General features: G+C 67.6%; 15 protein-coding genes and 1 tRNA gene. 6 read left to right on the forward strand and 10 right to left on the reverse strand.

What is annotated here, in order from left to right:
- Positions 1–47 precede the first annotated feature (47 nt).
- Both ASF08_RS11260 and ASF08_RS11265 read right to left on the reverse strand, forming a co-directional pair.
- Complete coding sequence (locus ASF08_RS11260; protein WP_244474507.1) at positions 48–1,469, reverse strand: DUF1800 domain-containing protein; 1,422 nt, start codon at positions 1,467–1,469, stop codon at positions 48–50.
- A 302-nt stretch (positions 1,470–1,771) separates the two neighbouring features.
- Positions 1,772–1,846: transfer RNA gene (locus tag ASF08_RS11265), tRNA-Val, on the reverse strand.
- 746 nt (positions 1,847–2,592) lie between these two features.
- Here ASF08_RS11265 and ASF08_RS11270 point away from each other — a divergent pair.
- Positions 2,593–9,999, forward strand: coding sequence for a type I polyketide synthase (locus ASF08_RS11270; RefSeq protein WP_156629543.1), 7,407 nt, complete (start codon positions 2,593–2,595; stop codon positions 9,997–9,999).
- A 55-nt stretch (positions 10,000–10,054) separates the two neighbouring features.
- On the forward strand, positions 10,055–11,428 hold the full coding sequence (locus ASF08_RS11275) for an aminotransferase class I/II-fold pyridoxal phosphate-dependent enzyme (protein ID WP_018044375.1): 1,374 nt from the start codon (positions 10,055–10,057) through the stop codon (positions 11,426–11,428).
- 169 nt (positions 11,429–11,597) lie between these two features.
- Here ASF08_RS11275 and ASF08_RS11280 read toward each other — a convergent pair whose 3' ends face one another.
- From ASF08_RS11280 to ASF08_RS11290, 3 genes are all read right to left on the reverse strand, one after another.
- Positions 11,598–12,767 carry a polysaccharide biosynthesis/export family protein gene (locus ASF08_RS11280; RefSeq protein ID WP_018044376.1) on the reverse strand — a complete coding sequence of 390 codons (1,170 nt, stop codon included), beginning with the start codon at positions 12,765–12,767 and terminating at the stop codon, positions 11,598–11,600.
- A 279-nt stretch (positions 12,768–13,046) separates the two neighbouring features.
- Positions 13,047–14,495, reverse strand: a complete 1,449-nt coding sequence (locus tag ASF08_RS11285) for an LTA synthase family protein (RefSeq protein ID WP_056145108.1) — start codon at positions 14,493–14,495, stop codon at positions 13,047–13,049.
- The gene (locus tag ASF08_RS11290; RefSeq protein WP_056145137.1) at positions 14,492–15,982 is read right to left on the reverse strand and encodes a capsular polysaccharide export protein, LipB/KpsS family; all 1,491 of its coding nucleotides are present in this window, start codon (positions 15,980–15,982) and stop codon (positions 14,492–14,494) included. Before ASF08_RS11290 ends, ASF08_RS11285 begins: the two co-directional genes overlap by 4 nt.
- A gap of 302 nt (positions 15,983–16,284) precedes the next feature.
- Between ASF08_RS11290 and ASF08_RS11295 the strand changes: the two genes are divergently transcribed.
- The 3 genes from ASF08_RS11295 (at position 16,285) to ASF08_RS11305 (ending at position 19,330) form a co-directional block, all read left to right on the forward strand.
- Positions 16,285–17,592, forward strand: coding sequence for a capsule biosynthesis protein (locus ASF08_RS11295; RefSeq protein WP_056145112.1), 1,308 nt, complete (start codon positions 16,285–16,287; stop codon positions 17,590–17,592).
- Between the two features lie 116 nt (positions 17,593–17,708).
- The gene (locus ASF08_RS11300; protein ID WP_018044379.1) at positions 17,709–18,479 is read left to right on the forward strand and encodes an SDR family NAD(P)-dependent oxidoreductase; all 771 of its coding nucleotides are present in this window, start codon (positions 17,709–17,711) and stop codon (positions 18,477–18,479) included.
- Positions 18,476–19,330: a formyltransferase family protein gene (locus ASF08_RS11305; RefSeq protein WP_056145115.1), complete on the forward strand. Its 855-nt coding sequence runs from the start codon at positions 18,476–18,478 to the stop codon at positions 19,328–19,330. Before ASF08_RS11300 ends, ASF08_RS11305 begins: the two co-directional genes overlap by 4 nt.
- Positions 19,331–19,580: 250 nt before the next feature.
- Here ASF08_RS11305 and ASF08_RS11310 read toward each other — a convergent pair whose 3' ends face one another.
- From ASF08_RS11310 to ASF08_RS11330, 5 genes are all read right to left on the reverse strand, one after another.
- Positions 19,581–20,465 (reverse strand): outer membrane protein, encoded by an 885-nt coding sequence (locus ASF08_RS11310; RefSeq protein WP_056145117.1) that lies wholly within the window; start codon positions 20,463–20,465, stop codon positions 19,581–19,583.
- Between the two features lie 392 nt (positions 20,466–20,857).
- Positions 20,858–22,510, reverse strand: a complete 1,653-nt coding sequence (gene ettA, locus ASF08_RS11315; protein ID WP_026176022.1) for an energy-dependent translational throttle protein EttA — start codon at positions 22,508–22,510, stop codon at positions 20,858–20,860.
- Positions 22,511–22,810: 300 nt separating this feature from the next.
- Positions 22,811–23,095 (reverse strand): hypothetical protein, encoded by a 285-nt coding sequence (locus ASF08_RS11320; protein ID WP_056145121.1) that lies wholly within the window; start codon positions 23,093–23,095, stop codon positions 22,811–22,813.
- A 19-nt stretch (positions 23,096–23,114) separates the two neighbouring features.
- Entirely contained in the window at positions 23,115–24,029 is a 915-nt protein-coding gene (locus ASF08_RS11325) for a DNA/RNA non-specific endonuclease (RefSeq protein ID WP_056145127.1), read from the reverse strand.
- Positions 24,026–24,226 (reverse strand): hypothetical protein, encoded by a 201-nt coding sequence (locus tag ASF08_RS11330; RefSeq protein WP_056145130.1) that lies wholly within the window; start codon positions 24,224–24,226, stop codon positions 24,026–24,028. Before ASF08_RS11330 ends, ASF08_RS11325 begins: the two co-directional genes overlap by 4 nt.
- 241 nt (positions 24,227–24,467) lie before the next feature.
- Here ASF08_RS11330 and ASF08_RS24725 point away from each other — a divergent pair.
- Positions 24,468–24,748 (forward strand): 1-deoxy-D-xylulose-5-phosphate synthase N-terminal domain-containing protein (locus tag ASF08_RS24725; RefSeq protein ID WP_443136819.1); only part of this gene is annotated, 281 nt, incomplete at its 3' end.

Raw genomic sequence — 24,748 nt, forward strand, 5'->3', positions numbered from 1 at the left:
CAAAGGCTTGAGCGAGGTGAAGCAGTGGCTCGCCAACGCGAACCCGCTCAGCGCCGCTGGAATTCCGGGCTCAGCATCAGCAGGGCCAAGGCCTGTTCGGAGCTTTCCCCCTGCCTGATCACGCGCCGTGTCTCGTCCGAGAAATAGCTGCCGATCCGGTCGTCCACGAGCTTGCGGATGTCCACGTGATCCGCGTTGAGCGTCGCGCATTGCTGCGCCCAGTCGATCCGGCTCTTGATCCCGTCCGAGGTCACCCAGGCATCGTCCTCCTCGGCCCAACCCTTCGGGGACGGGGCCGCCAGGAACGGCTGGCCCATGGCGAGGAGCGAGGCCTTCGGAGACGGTCTGACCGGCGCTTGCCCGAGGAGGCGGCCGGTCGCGGCCAGGAACTCGAGCGGCGGGCGCAGCTTCACGGGGGCAGCGGCCCAGGCCTCGTCGCTCCGGATCAGGGCGGTGGTCACGGCCTTCAGATCGCCGTCGCTGTCCCTGAAGACTTTGGCGAGGCTGTTTTGCAGCGAGTCCGACACTTTTTCCGAGACGAAGGCGCGTGCCATCCGCCGCGTCACGTAGCGCGCCGTGGATGGGTGACGGGCGAGGTCGGTCAGGACGGCGAGGAATTCATCGGCTCCCGCCTCGGCGTAGCGCTTGCCGAGGATGGTCTTCGGCCCGGGCTGATGCTGGCGTTCGCGGAACACCACTTCGCCAAAAGTCTCGGATTGCGGCTTGAGATCCACGGTCCAGCCGGTGAGGACGGAGGCCAGGGCGGTGACGTCGGCCTGGCTGTAGCCACCGTCGACGCCGAGGGTGTGAAGTTCGAGCACTTCGCGCCCGAGATTCTCGTTGAGGCCGGATTTCTTGATACGACCGACCTTGGAATCGGGCCCGATGGACGATGCGTTGTCCAGATAATAGAGCATGGAGGCGTGCAGGATCGCCGCCTTGGCCATGTCGTGAAAGCGGCTGAGAATGAATGGCCGAATGGCTTCACGCTGGAACGAGCCTGCCGTCAGGCTGGATTTCCCCTTACCCGCGCCGACGGTGAAGTGGTTGCTCCAGTGCAGGAACAGCCGCTCGTGCAGGGGCGCCTTCGTCGCAGCCGCCAGTCTCAGCCAAGCGATCAGCTCATCGGGATTTTTCGTGGTCGGAGCCTGCGTGACTGCGGTTTCGGGCTCCATCATGCCGCCAGCCATCGACGGCTCGGTACCGGGTGCCATGGCCATGGCGCCATCCTGTTTCACCTTGGCATTGCCGGACCCCGTATCCGCCATTGCCTCGCGACGTTGCCGCGCGATCTGACGGCGTTGCATCATCGCCTGCAACTGGTCGCTGCTGGACATCAGCGTGGCTTCGGGGACCGTCAGCGGCATGTCGAGCTGGGCACGGACGTAACCGCGCGGATCGTCCACGGCGGATAGATCGATGGCGCCGCATCCAAGACCGAACCGTCCGACCGCATTCGAGAATGCCAAGTTTCGGCTCATCATCATCTCCGGCATCCGGGACCGCTGGCCGAGATGCCCGGCACCGAATGAACGCGCTCGTCTTACACGATCTGTCTGAGGCGGTTCTGTGACCGGGCCTTCGGCTCACGCAAGCGTGACAGTGGCGGGCATCGGCCGATCGAACCACGACTACATCGGACCAGACTCGTCGACAGGATCCCGTGCAGGTTGTGCCGAGTGCGTGAAAACCGGTCCGGGACCAGGCACGAACGAGAAAAGGCCCCGTTTCCGGGGCCTTTGTTCTCTCGACCATTCCACTGAAAGAGGAATGGTGGGCGCGACAGGGATCGAACCTGTGACCCCTACCATGTCAAGGTAGTGCTCTCCCGCTGAGCTACGCGCCCCGGCTGAAGCGTTTCCGCTGCAGCGAGGAGCGGCGTATAGCTTTGGGGCGGAACGGGCGTCAAGGGCCTTTCGTCCGGAAAGAACGTGTTCCAGTAGCGCAAGCCCGCTTTCTCCGATGGCGCCGCCTCCTCCCACGAGGCCTGGGACGCGGCTGTCATGTTGCGCTGCGGCGACAAGGGGTGGAGTAGACGGCAGGCTCGGCACGAGGTTGATTTTCACGGCCGGCTCAAGATCGGCTAGATACTTGATGGGTTATGATTTCGGCAGAAAATTAAACAATAATATTGGCCATTCTTATTCATAAATTCAAATTTATATCTGTAATAGTTGAAATTCATAATAAGTTATGTTTCTTAAAATACATGTTAAAAGAAAGATTCTGCTTGAGGTAAGCACGGTGGTGTCATGAATTTTCCATATTGATCGATCCATCCCATTTTTGTGATGTGATTGTTTCAATCGATGTAATGTCGCGGCTTTTTTGCAGATGATCGATCTGGTCCGTATGCTTCTGGCGGGATCGATGATTGGAATGTTCTATCGTCGACGTGTCTGATGCAGGGTGTGTGATTTATATCAGCCCTTGAGACTGCCCGTATCCTGATGTCTGCCTGGCCTCCGTGCTGCAGCAAAGCTGCCATGGGTTGGACACGGTTCCGGCTGCATATTATGCATCACAGGGTCGCCGGTCCGTTGCGAGTGCGAGACGGTGGTTTCCTCGATCAAGAGCGTGTGCGAATCGAACGTGATCAAACGTACAGACATAGCGATCGTCGGCCGTTCGTGCCGGTTGCCCGGCGCTGCCAGCGTCGACGGCCTCTGGCAGCTTCTGAGCGAAGGACGATGCGCCGTTGGCCGCATCCCTGAGGATCGCTGGTCGCTGGAGCGCTTCGGTCACCCGCGCGCTCAGGAGCGCGGCAAGAGCTACACGTGGTCGGCGGGCGTTCTCGACGACATCTGGTCGTTCGATCCCGGCGTGTTCGGCATCTCGCCGCGCGAGGCCGAGCAGATGGACCCGCAGCAGCGGCTTCTCCTCGAACTGACCTGGGAGGCCCTGGAGGATGCGGGTTTGCGTCCCTCCGCCGTGGCGGGGTCGCAGATCGGCGTGTTCGTGGGCGCCTCGTCCCTCGACTACGGCAACCTGCGCGTCCTCGATACGTCGTCGGGCGATGCCTATGCGGCGACCGGCAACACGCTCTCGATCCTGTCCAACCGGATCTCCTATATCTACGACCTGAAGGGGCCGAGCTTCACCGTCGATACGGCCTGTTCCTCCTCCCTCGTGGCGCTCGATGCCGCCGTCGCGGCGATCGCCAGCGGCCGGATCGACACCGCGGTGGTCGCAGGCGTGAACCTGCTCGCGAGCCCGTTCAACTTCATCTGTTTCTCCAACGCGCAGATGCTGTCGCGCACCGGACTCTGCCAGGCCTTCTCGGCCAATGCCGACGGCTATGTCCGGTCCGAGGGCGGCGTCGTTCTCGTGCTGAAATCGGCGCGTCAGGCGGCCCGCGACGGCGATACCGTGCGCGGCGTCATCGCGGCGAGCGGCGTAAATTCCGACGGCCGGACCACCGGCATCTCCCTGCCCTCCGGCTACGCACAGGGTGCCCTGCTCGAACAAGTCTACCGCGAGGCGGAGATCGATTTCGACGCGGTTGCCTTCGTGGAGGCGCACGGCACCGGCACGGCGGTGGGCGATCCGATCGAGGCCGGCGCCATCGGCGGAAAGATCGGACGTCCCCGCAAGGAGCCGCTGCCGATCGGCTCGATCAAGAGCAACATCGGCCATACCGAGCCGGTCTCGGGGCTCGCCGGCCTGCTCAAGGCGAGTCTCGCCCTGGAGCACGATCTGCTGCCGCCCTCGCTTCACGCGGCCGAGCTCAATCCCGACATCCCCTTCACCAAGCTCAATCTCTCGGTGGTCACCGCGCCGTTGGCGATCCCGCGTGGCCGCGGCGAGCGTTTCGCCGGCGTCAACTCGTTCGGCTTCGGCGGCACCAACGCCCATATCGTCCTCACCGACGGGGCGCCGGCCCCCGCCGCGAGCGATGCCGGGCGCCCGCCCGAATTGCTGCTTCTTTCGGCCCAGAGCCGTGCGGCCCTCAACGAACTCGCCCTCGACTACGCCGAGCGGTTCGAGCAGGCCGATGACGCCCAGACCGTGCGCATCGCCGCCGCCGCCGCCCATCGGCGCGAGCGCCTGTCCACCCGCCTCGCCATGCCCCTCGACGCCGACCTGCCCGCCACCTTGCGCGCGGTCGCCGATGCCGAGGAGACCGACATTGCCCGCGTCGGCACTGCCGTGGACCGCAATGCGGAGGTCGCCTTCGTCTATTCCGGCAACGGCAGCCAATGGGTCGGGATGGGCCGCGAGGCGTATGAGCGCAGCGCCACCTTCCAATCCGCCTTCGACCGGATCGACGTTCTGTTCGCCGAGATCTCCGGCTGGTCGCTGAAGGAAGCCCTGTTCGCCGAGGACCTCGCCGAGCGCATGGTCCTCACCCGGGTCTCGCAGCCCCTGATCTTCGCGATCTCCAGCGCCTCGACCACGGCCCTGAAGGCCGCCGGCCTCGTCCCCTCCTTCGTCCTCGGTCACAGCGTCGGCGAGATCGCGGCCGCCGAGGGTGCCGGCATCCTGAGCCTGGAACAGGCGGTGAAGGTCATCTTCTACCGCAGCCAGCATCAGGAGACGACGCGGGGTCTGGGCACCATGGCGGTGCTGCTGGCGCCCGTGGAGGAGATCGAGATCTTCCTCAAGGATTATCCGAGCCTCGACATCGCGGCCTATAACAGCCCGAAGGCCGTCACCGTGGCGGGCCCCGTCGCCGATATCGACGCGGCCATGAAGGCGCTGGCGCGCAAGCGCCGCCGTGGCCGCAAGCTCGACCTCGCCTATCCCTTCCACGGCCGGCTGATGAACCCGACCGAGAAGCCGCTGCTGCGCGATCTCGCCGGGCTCACGCCTCATCCTGGCGCTATCGCCATGGTGTCCACCGTGACCGGCACGGTGCTCCCCGGGGGGGAGTTCGACGCCGGCTATTGGTGGCGCAACATCCGCGAGCCGGTGCGCTTCTCCGATGCGGTCCAGGAAGCGACCCGCAAGGGTGCCCGGATTTTCGTCGAGGTCGGTCCGCGTGCGACCCTGCTGCCGCATATCGGTGACTGCATCGAGCCCCTCGGTATCGAGAACGCCACGGTGGGCGTTCTCACCAACAAGCCCGTCGGCAGCGACCCCTTCGCCCGCGCCCTGGCCTCGGCCCTCGTCCACGGTGCCGCCGTCGACGAGGCGGTGGTCTTCGGCGAGAACCCGAAGGGCGACGTCGTCCTGCCGTCGTATCCGTGGCAGCGCCGGCCCTTCCGCCTGTCCGAGACATCGGAAGGCGTCGGTGCGGCGACCGCCCGTGTCTATCACCCGCTCTACGGTTCCCGGTTGTCGCCGGACGGGCTCGAATGGCTCGGCCATGTGGATATCGCCACGGTGCCCGACCTCGACGATCACCGCATCGACGGCCAGGCGATCCTGCCGGGTGCGGCCTTCATCGAGATGGCGCTGGGCGTCGCCCGCGAAGCCATGCGCAGCGACGACGTCGTGCTGGCCGAGTTCGAGATCCTGTCGCCGATGGTCTTCGCCGAGGAGGCACTTCGCGAGGTCGCCGTTCGGCTCTCCGGCAGCGGTAATCAGATCCAGATCCTGAGCCGGCCGCGCCTGACCCAGGCGGGCTGGCAGCTGCACGCCTCCGCCAAGGTCGTGGACGGCACCTTCGCCGCCCGGCCGCGGCAGGACATCGACATCCCGGCCGAGAACGCCGTCGAGGGTGCCGGGCTCTATTGCCTCGCCGCCGCCTCCGGCCTCGATTTCGGGCCGAGCTTCCGGCAGGTCGCCCTCAGCGCACGCGTGGACGAGACGACCATCGTCTCCCAATTGAAGCCGGCCGAAGCCGATCTCCGGTTCGGCCTCGTGCCGGCGCGGCTGGACGCCTGTTTCCACGGCCTGATCCTGCTCTTCGCCGACCTGATGGGCGAGGGCTCGACCAAGGCCTACGTTCCGGTGCGCTTCGGCGAGATCAGGCTGATCCGGCCGGGCGCGGTCATCGCGCGGGCGATGATCCGCACCCGGCGCTGCAACGAGCGCAGCATCCTGGCCGACTTCACCTTGGTGGACGAGGCGGGCGAGGTGATCGCCACCCTGCGCGAAGGCCGCTTCCAGGCCTTGCGCACCAAGTCCGGTCAGGATCTCGCCGCCTATGCCATCGCGCAGCGGTCCGAACTCGCCACCGAACCCACCGCGATCCCCCTCGACCGGCGTGCCCGAATCGCCGATGCCGTCCGGCCCGGCATCAAGGCGGCCCTCGCCCCGGCGGATGCGGCCCTCTCGCCGGGCCATCTCCTCCTCGAAGGCTGGGCCACTTCGCTGGCCTACCGCATGGCCGAGGGGCTGCAGCGCTCGGGCACCGTCGCCATCGACGAGCGTGTGCCGGAGGCGATGCGGCCCTGGCTGCTGAACGCCCTCTACGCCCTCGAGAGCAGCGGGCTCGCCACCCTCGACGGAACGCGCTGGACCCTGCGCAAGGACGTCACCCTGCCCGCGCCCGACGAAATCATGCGCTGGATCGCGGCCGACCATCCCGAACTCTCCGCCGAGCTGGTGCTCACCGCGGATCTCGGCGCCGTGGTCGCTCGCCTCGTAGCCGGTGAACTCGCTAGTCCGCCGACCCTGTCGCAGAACGCCCTCGACGCCTTCGTCCTGCGCAGCGCCACCGCCCGCGCATCGTCCGACGTCATCGCGGCTGTCTGCGAGGGAGCACGAGCGGACCTGCCGAAGGACCGCTCGCTGCGCCTTCTCCAGGTCGGGTTCGGGCCGCTCTCAGCGCAGGCCGCCGCCATCGCCGACGACATCGCCGCCCAGTTCACCGTGTTCGAGACCGATCGGCGCCTCGCCGAGCGCGCCCGCCTCGCCCTGCCCCGCGGCGTCACCGTGATCGAGGACGAAACCGACCTGACTGAGGGCGGCTTCGACGCGATCCTGGCGAGCAACGTCTTGCACCGATCCGAGCGCGGTCTCCTCGGCAAGGTCGCCGATGCCCTCGCCACCGGCGGGTTCCTCTTGGCGGTGGAACCGGGTGCGTCGCTGTTCCGCGACCTCGTCTTCGGCCTGATGCCGGATTGGTTCGAGAGCGTGGACGGCATGCCGCTGGGTCGCCTCGACGACATCACCGGCTGGCAGCGTTCGCTCAGCGATACCGGCCTCGTGCGCATCGCCGTCGACCGGGCCGCCTCGGCCAATGGTGACGATCTTCTCTTCCTCGCCGAGGCGCCGGTGCGGGCCAAGGCCGCCACCGGCCAGACCTTCACCTTCATCATCGGATCGCGGGATTCTTTCGCAGCCGAAACCGCCTCCTCGCTGGCGACGCTCCTCGTCGCCGCCGGCGTCCACGTCTCGATCATCCTCGATTCCGAGCAATCCCTGCTCGAACTCGAACGTGAGACCCCCGACACGGTGGTGTTCCTCGCCGGGGCCTTCGGTTCCGGCGGTGAGGCAGCAGACCGGCTGCGCGAGCGCTGCCTCGGCCTCAAGCGCTGTGTCGAGCATCTCGGGACGCGGCAGACCCGTCTCTGGGTCGTCTGTCCCGGCGCGACGCGCCATGACGGGGCGGGCGCGGTGGAAGCCGGTCTCTGGGCCTTCACCCGCACCCTCGCCAACGAGGTGGCGAATCTCGACATCCGCCGCATCGACCTCACCGAGGCGATGCCGACCAAGATCGCCTCCGAGCGCCTGCGCGACGTGATCCTGTCGGGCACCCCCGAGACGGAGATCGTCCTCGACGTCGATGCCACCCGCGTAATCCGGTTCTCGCCGGGGCAACTCTCGCGCCGCCCTGCCGTCGATGCGGTGCCCGCGCCGGCCGCGCAGCTGGAGCGCAGCGCCACGGGAGGTCTCAACGACATGCGTTGGGGGCCGGCCGAGCGGCGCACTCCCGGACGCGGCGAGGTCGAGATCGCCGTAGAGGCCACCGGCCTCAATTTCCGCGACGTGCTCTGGGCATTGTCGATGCTTCCCGAGGAGATCCTCGAGGACGGCTTCGCCGGACCGCGCCTGGGTCTCGAAGTCGCCGGCCGTGTGGTTTCGGTGGGCAAGGGCGCCGCGGCGTTCAAGGTCGGCGATCGCGTCGTCGCCTTCGCCCAGTCGGGCTTCTCGACTCACATCGTCGTGCCCGAACTCGTCGTGGCGCCGAGCCCTCCCGGCCTCGACCCGCAGGCGGCGGCGACCGTGCCGGTCGCCTTCCTCACGGCCTATTACAGCCTCGTCAGCTGCGCCCGCCTGCGGCGCGGCGAGTGGGTGCTGGTCCATGGCGGCGCCGGCGGCGTCGGTCTTGCCGCCCTGCAGATCGCCAAGCTGAAGGGCGCGCGCGTCATCGCCACCGCCGGCTCGCGCGAGAAGCGGGCGCTCGTGAAGGCGCTGGGGGCCGAGCACGTCCTCGATTCCCGCTCGCTGGCCTTCGTCGACGAGGTCCGCCGCATCACCGGCGATGGCGTCGGCGTGGTGCTGAACAGCCTGTTCGGCGAGGCGATGGAGCGCAGCCTGAACTGCCTGAAGCCGTTCGGCCGCTTCATCGAACTGGGTAAGCGCGACTACGTCGCCAACACCCATATCGGCCTGCGGCCGTTCCGCCGGAACCTGTCGTATTTCGGCGTCGACCTCGATCAGGTGCTCCAGCACCAGGGTGAGGACGGAGCGCGCCTGTTCCGCGAAGTGATGGCCCTGTTCACGGAAGGCGGTCTCAAGCCCCTGCCGTTCCAGCCCTTCACCGCCGACGAGGTCTCGGACGCGTTCCGGCTGATGCAGCAATCCGGGCATGTGGGGAAGATCGTCATCGCCCCGCCGAAGCCGGGCAGCATCGTGGTCGAGCGCAAGTCCGACTTCCGGGTCTCGGCGGAGGGCGTGCACGTCGTCACCGGCGGGCTCGGCGGCTTCGGCATCGAGGCGGCCCGGTGGCTCGCCGACCGGGGAGCCCGTCACCTCGTGCTCGTCGGGCGAAAGGGCGCATCGAGTCCGGAAGCCAAGCAGGTGGTGGCCGATCTCGCGGTCCGCGGCGTCAGCGTCGCCGCGATGGCCTGCGACATCACCAGCCGCCGGGCGGTGGACGACCTTATCGAGGAGGTCGAAAGCGGCGGCCGCAAGCTCGCCGGCGTGATCCACGGGGCGATGGTGCTGCAGGACGGCCTCATCGCCAATCTCGACGCCGCTTCCCTCGACGCGGTGATCCGCCCGAAGGTCGTCGGGGCCGAGCATCTCGACGCCGCGACGCGGGGCCGGTCGCTCGATTATTTCGTCCTGTTCTCGTCGGCAACGACCTTCATCGGCAATCCGGGACAGGGCGCCTATGTCGCCGCCAACGGCTTCATGGAGGGCCTCGCCCGTCGTCGCCGCGCGCTGGGACTGCCCGCCCTCGCGGTCGCCTGGGGCGCCATCGGCGATGTCGGCGTGCTCGCCCGCAACCGCGCGGTGATGGAGACCCTGGCGGGCCGTGTCGGCGTCACGCCGATGGACGCCCGCCGCTCCCTCGATCTCATGGCCGAGGCCCTGGAAGGACAGGGCTCGTCACCCGACGATGCCGTCCTCGCCATCGCGTCGATGCACTGGGGCAAGGCGCGCGAGCGCCTCGCCACCATGCGCTCCCCGAGCTACGGCGACCTCGGCTCGGACCAGCAGGCGGAAGCCGGCACGGTGGCCACCATCGATATCGGCGGCCTGCTCAAGAGCCAGGACCTCGATGCCGTGCGCAAGACCGTCTCCGACGCCATCGTCGAGGACATCGCCCGCATCCTGCGCCTGCCCAAGGACGATATCAGCCGCGTGCGCCATCTCTCCGAGATCGGCCTCGATTCGCTGATGGGCGTGGAACTGGGCGCCAGCCTGCAGGAGCGCTTCGCCCTCGACGCGCCGCCTTCGGGCATCTCCTCGGGATTGACCGTGGTGGAATTGGCGGAGACCCTGATCCAGTCGGTGGCCGCCCCCGTGGACGACGCGTCGGCGGCGGTGATGAGTCTGGCCCAGCGCCATGCCAGCGAGGGCGTCGACGTGCGCACCCTCGAGCCGTTCCACGAGCTCGTCGAGCAGAACAGCCTCCAGATCAAAGAAATCCTGCCGTAAAGGAGGGCTGGCTCGAGCCAGCCCTCGTGATCCGCAACCGGAAGACCCTATCCGTATGTCCAACCCACCCCGTCCCGACGGTGGCCGCGCGGCACTCGCGGGCTTCGTCACCAATCGCCTCGGCCGCAACGCCAGCCGTCAGGCCGCCCCGCGCCCGGAGGCGAAGACGACGGACGCCTCGGTGCAGAAGTTCGAGTCCCTGCCCGGTTACCGGGAATTGCGGCTGCAGCGTTCGGCCGCCGACTTGATCGGCCTCGGCAATCCGTTCTTCCGGGTCCACGAGACCAAGGCCGGCGCCACCACGCGCATCGCCGGCAAGGGCTTCATCAATTTCTCGTCCTACGATTACCTCGGGCTCAACGGGCACCCGGATGTGAGCGAGGCGGCGCGCCGCGCCATCGACGAGTACGGCACGTCGGCCTCGGCGAGCCGGATCGTCGCGGGCGAGCGGCCCGGACATCTCAGCCTCGAACAGGCGCTGGCCGAGCATTACGAGACGGAAGCCTGCGTGGTGATGGTGAGCGGGCACGCCACCAACGTCACGACCATCGGCGCCCTGCTCGAACCCGGCGACGTGATCTTCCACGACGCCTTGAGCCACAACAGCATCGTCACCGGGGCGCAACTCTCGGGCGCCCAGCGCCGCTCCTTCGCCCATAACGATCTCGACGCCCTGGAGACCCTGCTCGGTGCCACCCGGCACGAGCACCGCCGCGCGCTGATCGTGGTGGAGGGTCTCTACAGCATGGACGGCGATGCGCCGGATCTCGCCGGCCTCATTGCCCTGAAGCAGCGCTACGACGCCTGGTTGATGGTGGACGACGCCCATGGCCTCGGCGTCCTCGGCCGGAGCGGGATCGGCCTCGCCGAGCATTGCGACGTCGATCCGCGCCTCGTCGACATCTGGATGGGCACCCTGTCGAAGACGCTGTCCTCCTGCGGCGGCTACATCGCCGGGCCGGCCGCGCTGATCGAGTATCTCAAATGCACCGCCGGCGGCTTCATCTATAGCGTCGGCCTGTCCCCGCCGCTGGCCGCCGCCGCCGAAGCCTCACTCGCCCTGATGCATGCGGAGCCGCACCGGGTCGAGCGCCTGCGCCAGAACGGCCACCTGTTCCTGTCCTGCGCCAGGAAGCACGGGCTCGATACCGGCACGAGCCTCGGCCTCGCCGTCATTCCCGTCATCGTCGGGGATTCGCTGAAATCGGTGACCCTGTCGGACCGCCTGTACAAGCGCGGCATCAACGTGCAGCCGATCATCCACCCGGCGGTGCCCGAGCGCTCGTCGCGCCTGCGCTTCTTCATCACCTCCGAGCATACGCCCGAGCAGATCCGCGAGACCGTGGCGGCCGTGGCCGAGGAACTCGCCGAGATCGAGAAGGGCGGCTCGCTGATCGAGCAGCTCATGGCCAAGCGCGGCAAGCCCTGAGAGCATCCTGGCCGGCTTGGCCGGGCAGGCGGCGCGGCATCACCCGCGACGAGTGTGATCCTGAGGCCGGCACCATCGGCCGGATGGCGCGACGCGGAAGCCCCCGTATCGCGAGGGCAGCGCGTAACGATCGAGCGATCCGCCGTCCTGCCCCTACGGGGCTCACCCTTCAGAAAGCGCCGCCCACGCGGACGCCGGTGGTGATCGGCTGGGACGCCGCGGCGAAGACCGAGAGGACCTTCTTGACCTCGGTGAACGGCGCGTTCGACACGTAGATCATGTCGCGGTTGCGCATGCGGAAGGCCTGGGTGAGGAACAGGCTGTTGGGGTCGCGCATGTCGAAGCGATAGACCACCGGCACGAGCGGCGTGCCGAGGAGCGGGCTTCCGGGCTTCAGGCGGCGCACCACCGGAGCGGGCTCGAAGCGGAACAGGAAGGTGCCGGTGGGGTCGGCATCGGCGTCGCTCTGGCCGCGCGCCTTGGCCAGCGCCTGCGCCAGGGTGATGCCCTCGGCCTGGAACGGAATCTCGTTGGAGGTGCCCAGTGCTCCGATGGCCAGGAAGGTCTGGGGATCGCGCACCAGGGTGAGGTTGTCGTTGGGGCGCAGGTAGATGTTCTCTTTGGGGTTCGACACCACGGTGGTCAGCGGCACCGTTGCCGTCCTGCCGTTGCGCGACAGGCGCACGAAGGTCTCGCTGACCGGGGCTTTCACGCCGCCGGCCGTGGCGATGACATCGAGGATACGATCGCCCTGGGTGCCGAGCGGGACGCGGGCGCCGCCCACCGCCTCACCCCCGACGGTGACGGATTGCGAGACCGGCCGGCTCACGGTGACGATGACCTGCGGCTGGATCGCCTTGCCGGCGAGCTCGGTCTCGATCAGCGCCTGGACGTCCTGGGCACGGCGCCCCGCGACTTTGATCCGGCCGGCATAGGGCACCGAGATGGCCCCGTCCCGCGAGACGATCTGCTCGGGCAGCTGCGCCGCCTTCGAGCCCGCGGACATCGAGTTGACCGTGAGCGGACCGGAATAGAGGCCCCCCGAGCCAGCTTCGAACACCGAAACGGCGACCGCGTCACCGATCCCGATCACCGGTTCCGAGGGCATGCGTCCGTCACCGAACGAGGACAGCAGGCTGTCGAGGGGGCGTCCGCGCAAGGCCTCCACCACGGCGGAGTTCACCTCGATGAACTCATAGCGGGCGAAGGTCCCCTCGCTCGTCGCCTGATCGCTTCCTTCCACCACGGCGGAGGTCGACGGACCGGCGGCGGGCAGGAAGGCGTTGCAGCCCGACACCGTGACGGCGATGGCGATGGCCAGCGTGGCTTTGGGTAACATCGAACTCTCCTCAGACCCGCCCCCACGACGAGTGTCTTGTCGGATCACGTGTCGGTCGGCGGATACGAACCGTCCGTCAGCGCCGGTCTCGGTCGCCAGCCGTGCCGGCCGGTGCGAGGCCGGTCGTCACGAACGGTCCACTCTTGATAGCGCCAAATCTCTTCGATCGTTTAACGATCGTTCCACTATCCCATTGTCGGAACGATGCGCGGGTCCGCCTCGGTCACGTTCGTGTCAGCACGATGGTGAGGCGATAGCCGATCCCGGTCGCTCTGCCGATCACCCCTTGATGAGTGACCGGAGGAAACGGCCGAGCTCGGGGGCGGTGGAATCGACCCGCTGTGGACCGTCACGGAAGGTTCCGAACCCGAAAACGGCATAGTCCGTGGTCGTGTCGCCGAAGCCCGGCCGGCAGGTGGGCAGGGACGGGGCGTGATCGCCATAGACGCATAGGATCGCATCGCGCCCCTCGAGGCCGGCGATCAGGGTCTCCATGGCCCGGGCGGTATGGGCGACGTGGTGGAGATACTGCGCCAGCGGATCGTCGATGCCGTCGAGCCGGCCGGGCTTCCACGGCCCATGGTTCTCCATGGTCACGGCGAAGACGAAGACGGGTGTCGTCGCTGCCTCGACCTCCGCGAGGATGCGCGCCGCCAGGGCCTCGTCGCCGATATACGGCCCAATGCGCGGGGCACCGGCAAAATCCTCCTCCATCACGAGGCGCGCGAAGCCGAACCGCCGCATCACCTCGGCACGATGGAAGAAATCGCGGTGGAAGGGATGCACGAAGACGGTCGCGTATCCCGCCCGCAACGCCCGCCGGGCGATGCTCGCCGGCTCGTCGCCGCCGTTGCTGAGATAGGGATCGTAGCGTCCGAATCCGAGGCTGTCGGGCTCTCTTCCGGTGAGCACCGCATGTTCCGTCCGCATCGTATAGGCGCCGTGGGCCGGGACCGTCAGCCGGCCGTGGCGCGAGGCGCGGGTCCGGATCGTCTCCATGAGCGGCAGGGCCGGCCCGCCGAGCCGCGTCGGGTCGACGAAGGATTCGAGCTGGACGACGACGACCACCGGCGCCGGGCCGGACTGGCAGAGCGAGATGTCGTCGCCTGCCTCCGGCGGCGGTGGTTCGCGTCTCCAGCGCAGGGCATAGGCGATGATCGTGGCCGGCAGCCCATAGCGCGCGCAATCCGCATCGAGATCGGGCCGGGGAAACCGGGCCGCGAGCCACTGCGCCGGACGTCCGGTGCCAAGCGAAGAGGCCAGCCCGACCAGGAGGCATGGCAATCCGATGAGGGCGACGAGGGCGACGCTCGGCTCTTCTGGCAGCGCCGTGGACTCGATCCAGTACCACAGGGCGACGAAGGCGAGGCTCGCCCCGAGGGGGATGGCCATGTGCGGGTCTGTGAGCGGCCGCGTATAGTAGAGGTCTGGATGGCGCGGCACCTGCCGCAGCAGGGCGAAATCGCTGAAGACCAGCGGCTCGCCGATCACTGCCTGTTTCAACCGGCTGACGACGACGAGGATCGCGACGGTGAGAAGGCAGGAGAAGGCCGCGAGCCAGGGACGCCACGAGAAGCAGAACCAGAAAGCCGTGAGCAGCGCGTAGCCGGCAAGGCGCAGGGCCAATTCGGCGGGACGACGGCCGATGGGCCGGCGACCCGCACCGTCCCACGCCTCGATGGCGAGGGAGCCGATCAGTGCCATGGCGAGAGCGGCGGGGATCGTCATGCCTTGTCGCCACCTTTGCCGATCCCCCGCCGCGCCCGGATCAGGCGGACGATGGGGTTCAGCACGGCGTAGCGCAGGCGCATGACGATCTGTGCCCGGCGGCTGAGGGCGAGCTTCGATGGCGCCGCCGCTTCGCGGCTCTCGCTCAGCCGGTTGAGGAGCTGTTCGGGCGTGCACGGCTTCATCGCCACGGGGTCGAGATAGAGCGGGTAGACGAGGAGCGCGCCTGCCACGAGTTCGTCGAGGGCGAGCCGCCGCCCCTTGTCGGCGCCCGGCGCGATGTCCTCGGTCAGCCCCCAGCCGGCGTAGAAGGGGCGGCCATGGACCGCCACGCTCAAGCCCCGGATCAGGGCCTCGAACCCCGCCAGCGAGGTCATCGTCTCCACATGGTGCGCCCGGTCGAGGAGATCGACGATGGAGAGGCCGGCCACGATCCGGTCGGCCAGGGCCAGAACTTCGGCCTCCGGGATCGCGCCCGGCCGGAACCCGGCCTCCACGTCGGGATGCGGCTTGTAGAGGAGGAAGTCCGTCGGATTGCGGGCGCGGGCCGCGCGCAGGAGTTCGAGATTCGAGCGGACATGCGGCGAGCCGTGCCGTACCGAGGCATCGTCCTCGACCTGGCCCGGCACCAGCACGATGCGCCGGTCCTCGGGCCAACCCGATGCGTCTCCGGACAGGCCGACATTGTATTTCGTTAGGCGCCGTTCCACTACGAGTCGGCGCAGGGCCGATGCCCGGGCCACGAGTTCGGGCGGAAAATCCTCGGTCTTGAGGATGCGCGAGAGGCGGCTTTCGGTGCGGGGATCGTAATAGATGCCGCTGTCGTCCACCACGATGGAGGCGCCCGGCTGCAGGCTCGCCCCGAGGCCGACCGAGCGTAGGAACCCATCCTCGATCCGCGCGAGGGGAATGCCCTGTTCCGCGCAGAGCGCCGGCAGTCGTTCAGGCATCCGCGTCGCCCAGGCGAGGATGCGGGCATTTCCGGCCCTGGCCTTCGCCACGGCATCCTCGGCGTTCATGGCATGGACGGGCTTGCCGGACGGGCCGCCGACGAAGACATCGAGGGCCGGCCGCTTCCAGCGCGAGATGCCGACGAGGACGGTGGGGCGGGAATTGTCCCGGAACCGGCCTTCCAGCCATGCCACCTTGTCGCGGCATTCCCCGAGCGAAATCGGTCTCCGCGTCCATGGGTCGAATGCGTGGATCCCGGCCTCTCCCCCGAACGGCGCGCCGTCGAGCGTCAGACGCAGGGTCGAAAGTCCCTTCGCCGGCGAATCGTAGGGGCTGAGCAGGGGGCCCGGTTCGACGGTGAGAATCGCGCGACCGGCAAGCCGCAGGATCGACGCCGTGAGGCCGCCCCGGCCCCAGACCACGCCGATCGTCCCCGGCGTCCAGACCCGGCCGAAACGGAGGCCTGTCACGGATTCGATCTCAGCCCGCAGGGCCCGGACGGGCCGGCTCGCGGTGAGTAGCGATCCTGTCGCTATCGATGCGGCCGAGGCAGGTGGCGTCGAAAGATGGGGCAACGGCAATCGCTGATCCGGCTCGGGAGGGGCACCCATACGACGATCCGCGCCCACAGGCGATCCGATCTCGCCTCGCGACGGGCCATCGGTGTCGGGGTTCGACGGGGTCGACAAGGCGCCTTGTTGCCGACACATCACGCCCCCAGGAATTCCATCGACGAGGCCGTGCTACGCAGTTGCCGCGTTGCACCATTCATGCGATGAGGGTGACGTACGTGCCCATTCGACACGCCCGCCTAGGGCGCAGGAGCAAGCACTTCCGCATGTTGCCGACACGCGTAGACATCACGCGCGAGAGGCCGGCGACCTTCCTGTTTCTGCAGGGGATCGCCTCGCCGTTCTTCGCCGATCTGGGTCAGGCGCTGCTCAAGCGCGGCCATCAGGTGCGACGTATCAATTTCTCCTCGGGCGACTGGTTGTTCTGGCGCCTCGGCTCTGACAATTATCGTGGCCCCCGCGAGGGCTGGGACGCCTACATCGCCGACTACATCGTCCAGCACGGCGTGACGGATATTGTCCTGTTCGGCGATTGCCGTCCTTATCATGTCGCCGCGCGCGAAGCAGCCGAGCCCTTCGGCATCCGCATCCATGTGTTCGAAGAAGGTTACCTGCGGCCGAACTGGATCACGTGTGAGCTCGGCGGCGTCAACGGCCATTCCTCGCTGCCCCGCTGTGCGGACGAGATCCGCGCCATCGCCCGCCGCCTGCCGCGGCCCGGTCGCGCGATGCCGGCGAGCGGCGACATGGCCCGCCGCAGCCTTTGGGACGTGGCCTACAACATCGCCAATATCGGGTTTCCCTACTTCTTCCCGCATTTCCGTAGCCATCGGCCGATTCATGTGGCGGCCGAATATGTAGGTTGGATCAAGAAGTTCGCCGGCCGGAGCCGCACGCGGCGCCAGGCACGGGAGCTCAACGAGATCTATGCGGCGCGCAAGGAGGAGTACTTCCTGCTGCCGCTGCAACTCGACAGCGACTATCAGATCCGTGTCCACTCGCCCTTCCTCGGGGTGGAAGGGTTCATGGATCGCGTCATCGCATCCTTTGCCGCCCATGCGTCCGAGAGCTCGAGACTGCTGATCAAGCTCCACCCGCTCGACAGTGGACTGGTGAACTGGCGCAAGCACGCCCGTAACTCCGCCCGGCGCCACGGTGTGGACGAGCGGCTCGATTTCATCGATGGCGGCGACCTGCCCAAGCTCATCGCCGGCAGCCGGGGCGTGGTGCTCGTGAACAGCACAGTCGGGATGCTGTCCCTCGAACTCGGACGTCCGACCGTCGCCGCGGGCGAGGCGATCTACAACCTGCCCGGCCTGACCCATCAGGGCGGCCTCGACACGTTCTGGACGAAGCCCGAAGCACCGGACATGGCGCTGATGGGGGATTTCCGCCGTGTCGTCCTTCACCGGACCCAGGTGAATGGCGGCTTCTTCTCCCGCCCGTCCATCGACCGGGCTGTGGCCGGCAGCGTCCTGCGGCTGGAATCCAGGCTTCCGGCCCCGGCCCTGGCGGCGGCACAGGCGATCCGCGAACGCTCGACGAGAACCCCGGAACTCGCTCCCGTCTACTGAGCGATCGCCGCGCCTCAGTTCATTCCGGGCAGGCCGCTGCGTCCCGTTCTCGGTACGGCATGATCTCCTCCCAGAGCGGGTTCCCGTTTGCCGGAATGATGCTCTAGAACAGGCCCATGCCCGTCATCCTCATCACCGGTGCCTCGAGCGGTATCGGCGCGGCCCTTGCCCGGCATTACGCCGCGCCCGGCACACACCTCGTTCTCAATGCGCGCGGCATCGACAGGCTGAATGCCGTCGCCGCCGCGTGCCGCGATCTCGGCGCAACCGTGTCGACCCGTTCCCTCGACGTGCGCGACAGGCCGGCCGTGGCCGAATGGCTGCGCGAAACCCACGCGGCCGCGCCCCTCGATCTCGTCATCGTCAATGCCGGCATCAATGGCGGCCATCCCGGCGGAGAGATCGAGACCGAGGCGATGGCGTTCGAGACCGTGGACGTGAATCTCAACGGTGCCCTGAACGTCGCCCTGCCTTGCGTCACCCTGATGCTGGCGCGTGGCAGCGGCCAGATCGCCCTGGTCTCGTCGCTCGCCGCCTTCGCGCCCCTGCCCGACGCGCCGGCCTATAGCGGCACCAAGGCGGCACTGCTCGCGCATGGCCTGGCCTTGCGCGCCAAGCTCGCCCCCCGAGGCGTCAAGATGAACGTGGTGACGCCCGGCTATGTGAAGACCACCATGGGCGGGGATTACGAGGGCTGGCGCCCGATGGAGATGAGCGCCGAGGAGGCGGCCGCCCGCATCGCGCGCGGCCTCGCGCGCGATCTCGACATCATCGCCTTTCCCGAGCCCCTCGCCTCCCTGGCGCGCGGATCGGCCCTGCTGCCGGAGGGCCTGCGCCGCCGCTCCATGCGCGGCTTCCGGTTCAAGGTCGGACGCAACAAACGATGACCCGCCCGCGCATCGCCCTGTTCGCGCTGGAGGCCCTGCCGAATGCCCGTGCCGTACGCCGGTTCGTGCGGGATCACGCCGAGGATATCGCTTTTGTCGGCCTGTCGAATGCCGAGCGTCCGAGTTCCGGCGGCTTAAGTGGTCAGGTCCGGCGACACCTCGCCCGCTCCGGCCCGGCCTTCCTGCCCTATCTCGCGGTGAATTTCGGCCTTCCCGATCTGCTGGCTCCGGCATCGGGGCTGCTGAGGCGCTTGACCGGGGCCGGAGACGCGACCACGGCGACACCGCTCAAGGCGTTGTGCCGAACGCTCGGTATTCCGACCCTGCGGATAGACGACGTCAACGGACCGGACGCGGCCCGGGCCTTCGAGGCCCATGCTCCGGATCTCATCGTCGCGTTTCATTTCGACCAGATCTTTTCCGCCGCGACACTGGCATTGGCGCCGCTCGGGGGACTCAACCTCCATCCCGGCCTGCTGCCGCGCCATCGTGGGCCGGTGCCGACGATCCACGCGCTGGCGGAAGAGAATCCCGCCTTCGGAGTCACGATCCATCGCCTGACGCCCGCCATCGACGCGGGGGCGATCCTCGCGCAGGAAGCATCGGACCTGCCGTCCGGCACCACCGCCACCCGTGCCGCGATCCTGCTGCACGAGCGGGGGCGCATCCTCCTCGACCGGGTGCTGGACGAGATCGCATCCGACACGCTGAAGGAGGGGATCACGCCGGAGCCCCTGCCCTATTGCCACTTCCCGGACCGCGCCCTGCTGGCGCGCCTGGCCAGCCAAGGGCGAAAGCTCATCGACAGCGCCGACTTGCGGGCCGCGCTGGGCGTGAATGCGAAGGCCTGAGCACGTGTCGCAAACAGATCGCGCGGGCGGCTTTGCGGGACAGGTCGGCCGATAGGCTGCGCGACCCACCGAATGGCTGGAGAAGCGGTCTCGAACGGCCGCCATCGCCATTGCGCTACACCCGGGCCGGCACGGCGGCATCATGGCCTTGTTTCCAAACGAACATGGCCCGATCCGGAGGATCGAGCCATGTCGTTGACCGTCGAATTGGCATGCCGGGCAGCGCAATGCGCTCCGGCAGGCGGTGACTTCAGAGGCCGCCGAACTTGTAGTTGAAGCCGGCCTTGATGAGGTTGCCCTCGGTGTTAAACCGCGAGGTGTAGGAACCGGTTGCGGCGGTGAGGCCAGTGGCGTTCACGAGCACGCTGCGGCTGCCGAGGTCGTAATGCAGGTACTCGGCCTTCAGCGTGATGGCGCTGGCGCCGATGAAGCTGCCGATGAAGTTGAAACGGTTGAGGAAGCTGTCGGTGGGAATCGCCCACTCGATGCCGCCGCCATAGGCGTAGCCGGTCTCCATGTCGTTGTAGCGGCCGGCATAGGCCAGGGTGCCGGCACCATTGAAGAAGTTGGCGCCGTAATTGACGTTGCCGTAGGCGAAGCCGCCGGTGCCGTAGACGAGGACCGTGTCGAAGGCGTAGCCGATGCGCCCCTGGACGGTGCCGAGATAGTCGAGGCGCTGGCGCAGGTTGCTCGGATCGGGAATGCCGGCATTGGCGGCGAGGGCCGGGCCGAAATAAGCGTAGCTCTTGCTGATGTCGGTCCACGTCACGTCGGCGTTGACGCCGATCACGAAGCCCGAGCCGGGGGTGAGCTGGTAGTTGTAGCCGATGCCACCGCCGACATTGCCGATACCGTCCTGCTCGGATCGGAAGGTGCCGGGACGACGGTTCTGGGCGACGTTCAGCTGGGTGTTGGTGAACCCGCTGCCGGGGCCGTTGTTGCCGGTGGTGCGGATCGTCTGATTGTCGCTCCAGGCGTAGGAGCTATGGGTGCCGAGGTAGAAGCCGGTCCAAGTGAAGACCGGGACGGGCGAGAAGACCGGCGGGGGGGCGGCGCGGCGCGGAAGGTCCGCGGCCGAAGCGGCGCCGGCCAGAAGAACGGAGGCGGTGCCGGCGAGAAGAAGCTTCGCGATCATGATGAGGATGTCCGTGGGGGCTGACCTTGAGGTCAAATTAGCCCCTCCCCCACGGCTCGCCTATGACCCGCGAGCCACACCCTAACGTAGAAACGAGCGTCGTCTGCCGATCTCCATCGATACGGCGGCTGCGCCGCTTAGAAATTCCGTTCTGCGGGGCGAGAATGTGAAGGCATCGAGATCGGTAACGTTTCGATCATCTTTGCTTCAACGCTGAGCCTCCTGCCGAAATCGTGCCGGTCTATGCGAAGGCCGGGCGAAGTTCTGGAGGGCGGCCTGGCAAGAACGATGCCGCTACCCACTCGATCCGGTGCGGCATCGTTGCCTCGGCCTCTCGCCCCGCCATGGGCCGGCCATACGAAAACGGCCCGGTCTTGGACCGGGCCGCGTCGTCAGCGCGAGAACTTCTTGTACTTGATCTTCTTCGGCATGAGGGAATCGGCGCCGAGGCGGCGCTTCTTGTCCTCCTCGTAATCCGAGAAGTTGCCCTCGAACCATTCCACATGGCTCTCGCCCTCGAAGGCGAGGATGTGGGTCGCGATGCGGTTCAGGAACCAGCGATCGTGGCTGATGATCACGGCGCAGCCGGCATAATCCTCCAGCGCCTCTTCGAGCGCCCGCAGGGTCTCCATGTCGAGATCGTTGGTGGGCTCGTCGAGGAGCAGCACGTTGGCGCCGCCCTTCAGCGTGCGGGCCAAGTGCACGCGGTTACGCTCACCGCCCGACAGCGTGCCGACCTTCTTCTGCTGGTCGGAACCCTTGAAGGCGAAAGCCGCGCAATAGGCGCGGGAATTGATCTCGCGCTTGTTGAAATAGATGATGTCGTTGCCGCCCGAGACCTCCTGCCAGACCGTTGCGCCGGGATCGAGGGCGTCGCGCGACTGGTCGACATAGCCGAGATGCACGGTCTCGCCGACGGAGATGGTGCCGCCGTCGGGCTTCTCCTGGCCGGTGATCATCTTGAACAACGTGGTCTTGCCGGCGCCGTTCGGCCCGATGACGCCGACGATGCCGCCGGGCGGCAGCTTGAACGACAGGTCCTCGATCAGCAGCCGGTCGCCGAACGCCTTGTTGAGGTGGTCGAACTCGATGACGTTGTTGCCGAGCCGCTCGTCGATGGGGATGACGATCTGGGCCGAAGCGTCGATCTTGTCGTTCTGCTTGGCCACCAGCTCGTCGTAGCGGGTGATGCGGGCCTTTGACTTCGACTGGCGCGCCTTGGGCGAGGCCGAGATCCATTCCTGCTCGCGGTTGATGGCGCGCTGGCGGGCCATGTCCTCGCGGCCTTCCTGGGCGAGGCGCTTCTGCTTCTGGATCAGCCAGGCCGAGTAGTTGCCCTCGTAGGGGTAGCCGCGGGTGCGGTCGAGCTCGAGGATCCAGCCGGTGACGTTGTCGAGGAAGTAGCGATCGTGGGTCACGATCAGGATCGCGCCGGGATATTGCTTCAGGTGGCCTTCGAGCCAGTTCACCGTCTCGGCGTCGAGATGGTTGGTGGGCTCGTCGAGAAGCAGCAGTTCCGGCTCCCAGAGCAGCAGCTTGCAGAGCGCCACGCGGCGGCGCTCGCCGCCCGACAGGGTGGCGACGGGCTGCTCGTCGCTGGGGCAGCCCAGCGCCTCCATGGCCTGATTGACCTTCGAGTCGAGTTCCCACAGGTCCTTGGCTTCGATCTGATCCTGGAGGGCGGTCATCTCGTCCGCCGTCTCCTCGGAATAGTTCATGGCGAGTTCGTTGTAGCGGTCGAGCAGCGCCTGCTTCTCGGCGACGCCCTCCATCACGTTCTCGCGCACCGACTTGTTCGGATCGAGCTGCGGCTCCTGCGGGAGGTAGCCGACGCGGGCGCCCTGGGCGACGAAGCCCTCGCCGGTCCACTCGGTGTCGATGCCGGCCATGATCTTGAGCAGGGTCGACTTGCCCGAGCCGTTGATGCCGAGCACGCCGATCTTGGCGTCCGGATAGAACGACAGGTTGACGTTGTCTAAGATCTTCTTGCCGCCGGTATAGGTCTTGGTGAGACCCTTCATGTGGTAGATGAATTCGCGCGCCATGAGCGTCCGGTATCCTTGACTGTTGCGAGGCGGCTTGGCGCGGGGGCGCTGGATCGGCCGCCGGAAATGGCGTGGGTGGGCCTTGCCGCGGAGGTCGCGCGCCATGAAAAGCGGCGCGCGTTGCTCCGGCCTGCCCGGGCCGTCCCGCGTGCGGCGGCGTCGAACGGCGGCGAGCCGTCCTCGAAACCGCACCGCGTCGGACGATGGCTGGAAGTATCAGGGCGGCGGGTCAGCGGCAAGAACGGGTATGCTGCGGGAGCGGGCGACGGCCGCTCTTTCCGAGCCCGCCCCGTCGTCGGATCACGCGAACGGGTTCTCGACCGTCCGGGAGTTCGATGCGGCGCGCGGCGCCTCGTCCGGCAGGTCGCTGGCTTCGAGCGCGGCCACGATCGCGTCGGCGACCGCCTTGAGCTTGCGTGCGCGATCCAGTCCCATCCTGTCGCGCGGCAGGTCGAGGCTGCCGTGAACGGCGATCGACCCCGACCCGTTCTCCACGGAGAGCCCCCCGATGGTCTCCACGGTGGCGTCGTCCGCGAAGGGCGTGAAGGTCGGGGGAGTCGCGTCCGTCTCGGCCGTCGTCTTCATGTCCGTCTTCCCCGCATCGTCAGAAGATCGACCTCAGCACCTCGCGGAGGAGGCGCCGCGCGATGCGGTGAAGCGCTGCGAGCGCCCATTCGCCGAATCCCGGTTCCTCGCGCATGCGCCCTTTCGGACGCTCGCCGGCCGTGTCGCCCCTGGAATAGGTGCGCGGCTCGGGCAGGTCCATCGCCGTCGCGACGAGGCCGGGAAAGACGTCGATGCCCGACAGGGTGGTCAGTTCGCCGAGGGGGACCGACCGCCATTCGGCATCGGCACGGTTCGCCACGAGATAGGCCGCCGCCTCCCTCCGCCCGGGATCGTAGACCGCCTTGAACAGGGAGGTGGGCACGAGGACGCGGCCGTCGAGGGAATCGATGGTGCTGCCCGCATAGATCGTCCCGGTGACCACGAAGAGGCGCCCCCGCGCGACCGCGAGGCGGCGGACACTCTCCTCGATCGCCGCCCACAGGCCCCGGTTCAGGGTACGATCCTGGGGCACGACGTTGGCGAGACTGAACGATTCGGCCTGGGCCGCCGCGCTCGGCATGTCTCCGGCCGGCGCCATGTGACCTCGGTCGAACCCGCTCCGGACGTAGTCGTCGAGCCGGGCGCGGACGGAATTCGGCAGGCGGTCCTCCTCGTGGAAGGAATCCGTCCGGTCGACGGTCCGCGCTTTGGCGACGCTCGCCCGCGTCAGGAGTTCGGAAGCGTAGACGGGGGTGCGCGACACGCCCGAATGCAGCACCGCGAAGGCTTCGTAGCAAAGGCTCGTCGTCTCGCGGGCGAGCTTACGGTTGACGAGAACCGGCTCCTGTCCGTTCGCGAAGATCGAGGCGCAGGCAAACCCCGCCTCGCCCTCGCTCGCCGGCCACGCCAGCCCGACGAGGAGGAGGCATGCCGCAGCCGAGCGCCGCCCGTTCCGCCGAACCGGAATGCTCAATGGCAGATCCGCACCTTGCGCGTGCCCGAGGGCGTCGGCCGCCAGCGATAGGCGCAGGGCCGGCCGAGTGTGCCGCCGAACGGCTCGACCCGGCGGTCGGGTTGCTGCGACGAGCCGGGATTCCGGCAGCCGTCGAGCCTGTCGCAGGGCAGCCTCAATTCGAGGACGGCCGCCGGGATCGAGAGCGGCGAGGCCACTAAGGGTTCAGGACAAAGCGTCACACAGGCCAGGAGCCCCATCGACAGTAGTGCGGACAGGCGGCGAAAGCAGTTCATCTCGGCTCGCAGCGAAGTCGTCGATGGCGGAAAAGCCATTCTTCGACATTGATCGATCGGCCGCAAATCCTTAACTCCCGTGGCCGTTCGAACGCTCAAAAGCTTGGGAAGCGGTCAGCGGCTCTGCAACGTCGGCGTGGTATTGACCGATAGTGGCGTTATAGTGCGCGACGACCTCGCGGCGCGGAACGTTGTCATCACCAGGATCGTCGGCCCCTGCCCGAAGCCGATAGCGGCAGGTGGGGCGCCCTGTCGATCCGATATCAGATTCAAAGAAGTGAGTGAGCCATTGTCACGGATAGAAACCTCGATCCTCGACGGGCTTGACGAGACGTCTGCTCTTCGTGCGCTTCCCGAGAGCCAGCTTCAGGCGGTGGCGGACGCTGTGCGTCAGGAGATGATCGACGCGGTGTCGGTGACGGGCGGTCACCTCGGGTCGGGTCT

The sequence above is a fragment of the Methylobacterium sp. Leaf85 genome (assembly GCF_001422125.1).
Classification (GTDB): domain Bacteria; phylum Pseudomonadota; class Alphaproteobacteria; order Rhizobiales; family Beijerinckiaceae; genus Methylobacterium; species Methylobacterium bullatum.

Bases quoted from the DNA above. Each gene is read 5' to 3' on its own strand.
- ASF08_RS11275 (WP_018044375.1), top strand. From the start codon at position 10,055: ATGTCCAACCCACCCCGTCCCGACGGTGGCCGCGCGGCACTCGCGGGC.
- ASF08_RS11280 (WP_018044376.1), bottom strand. From the start codon at position 12,767: ATGTTACCCAAAGCCACGCTGGCCATCGCCATCGCCGTCACGGTGTCG.
- ASF08_RS11285 (WP_056145108.1), bottom strand. From the start codon at position 14,495: ATGACGATCCCCGCCGCTCTCGCCATGGCACTGATCGGCTCCCTCGCC.
- ASF08_RS11295 (WP_056145112.1), top strand. From the start codon at position 16,285: ATGTTGCCGACACGCGTAGACATCACGCGCGAGAGGCCGGCGACCTTC.
- ASF08_RS11300 (WP_018044379.1), top strand. From the start codon at position 17,709: ATGCCCGTCATCCTCATCACCGGTGCCTCGAGCGGTATCGGCGCGGCC.
- ASF08_RS11305 (WP_056145115.1), top strand. From the start codon at position 18,476: ATGACCCGCCCGCGCATCGCCCTGTTCGCGCTGGAGGCCCTGCCGAAT.
- ASF08_RS11310 (WP_056145117.1), bottom strand. From the start codon at position 20,465: ATGATCGCGAAGCTTCTTCTCGCCGGCACCGCCTCCGTTCTTCTGGCC.
- ettA (WP_026176022.1), bottom strand. From the start codon at position 22,510: ATGGCGCGCGAATTCATCTACCACATGAAGGGTCTCACCAAGACCTAT.
- ASF08_RS11320 (WP_056145121.1), bottom strand. From the start codon at position 23,095: ATGAAGACGACGGCCGAGACGGACGCGACTCCCCCGACCTTCACGCCC.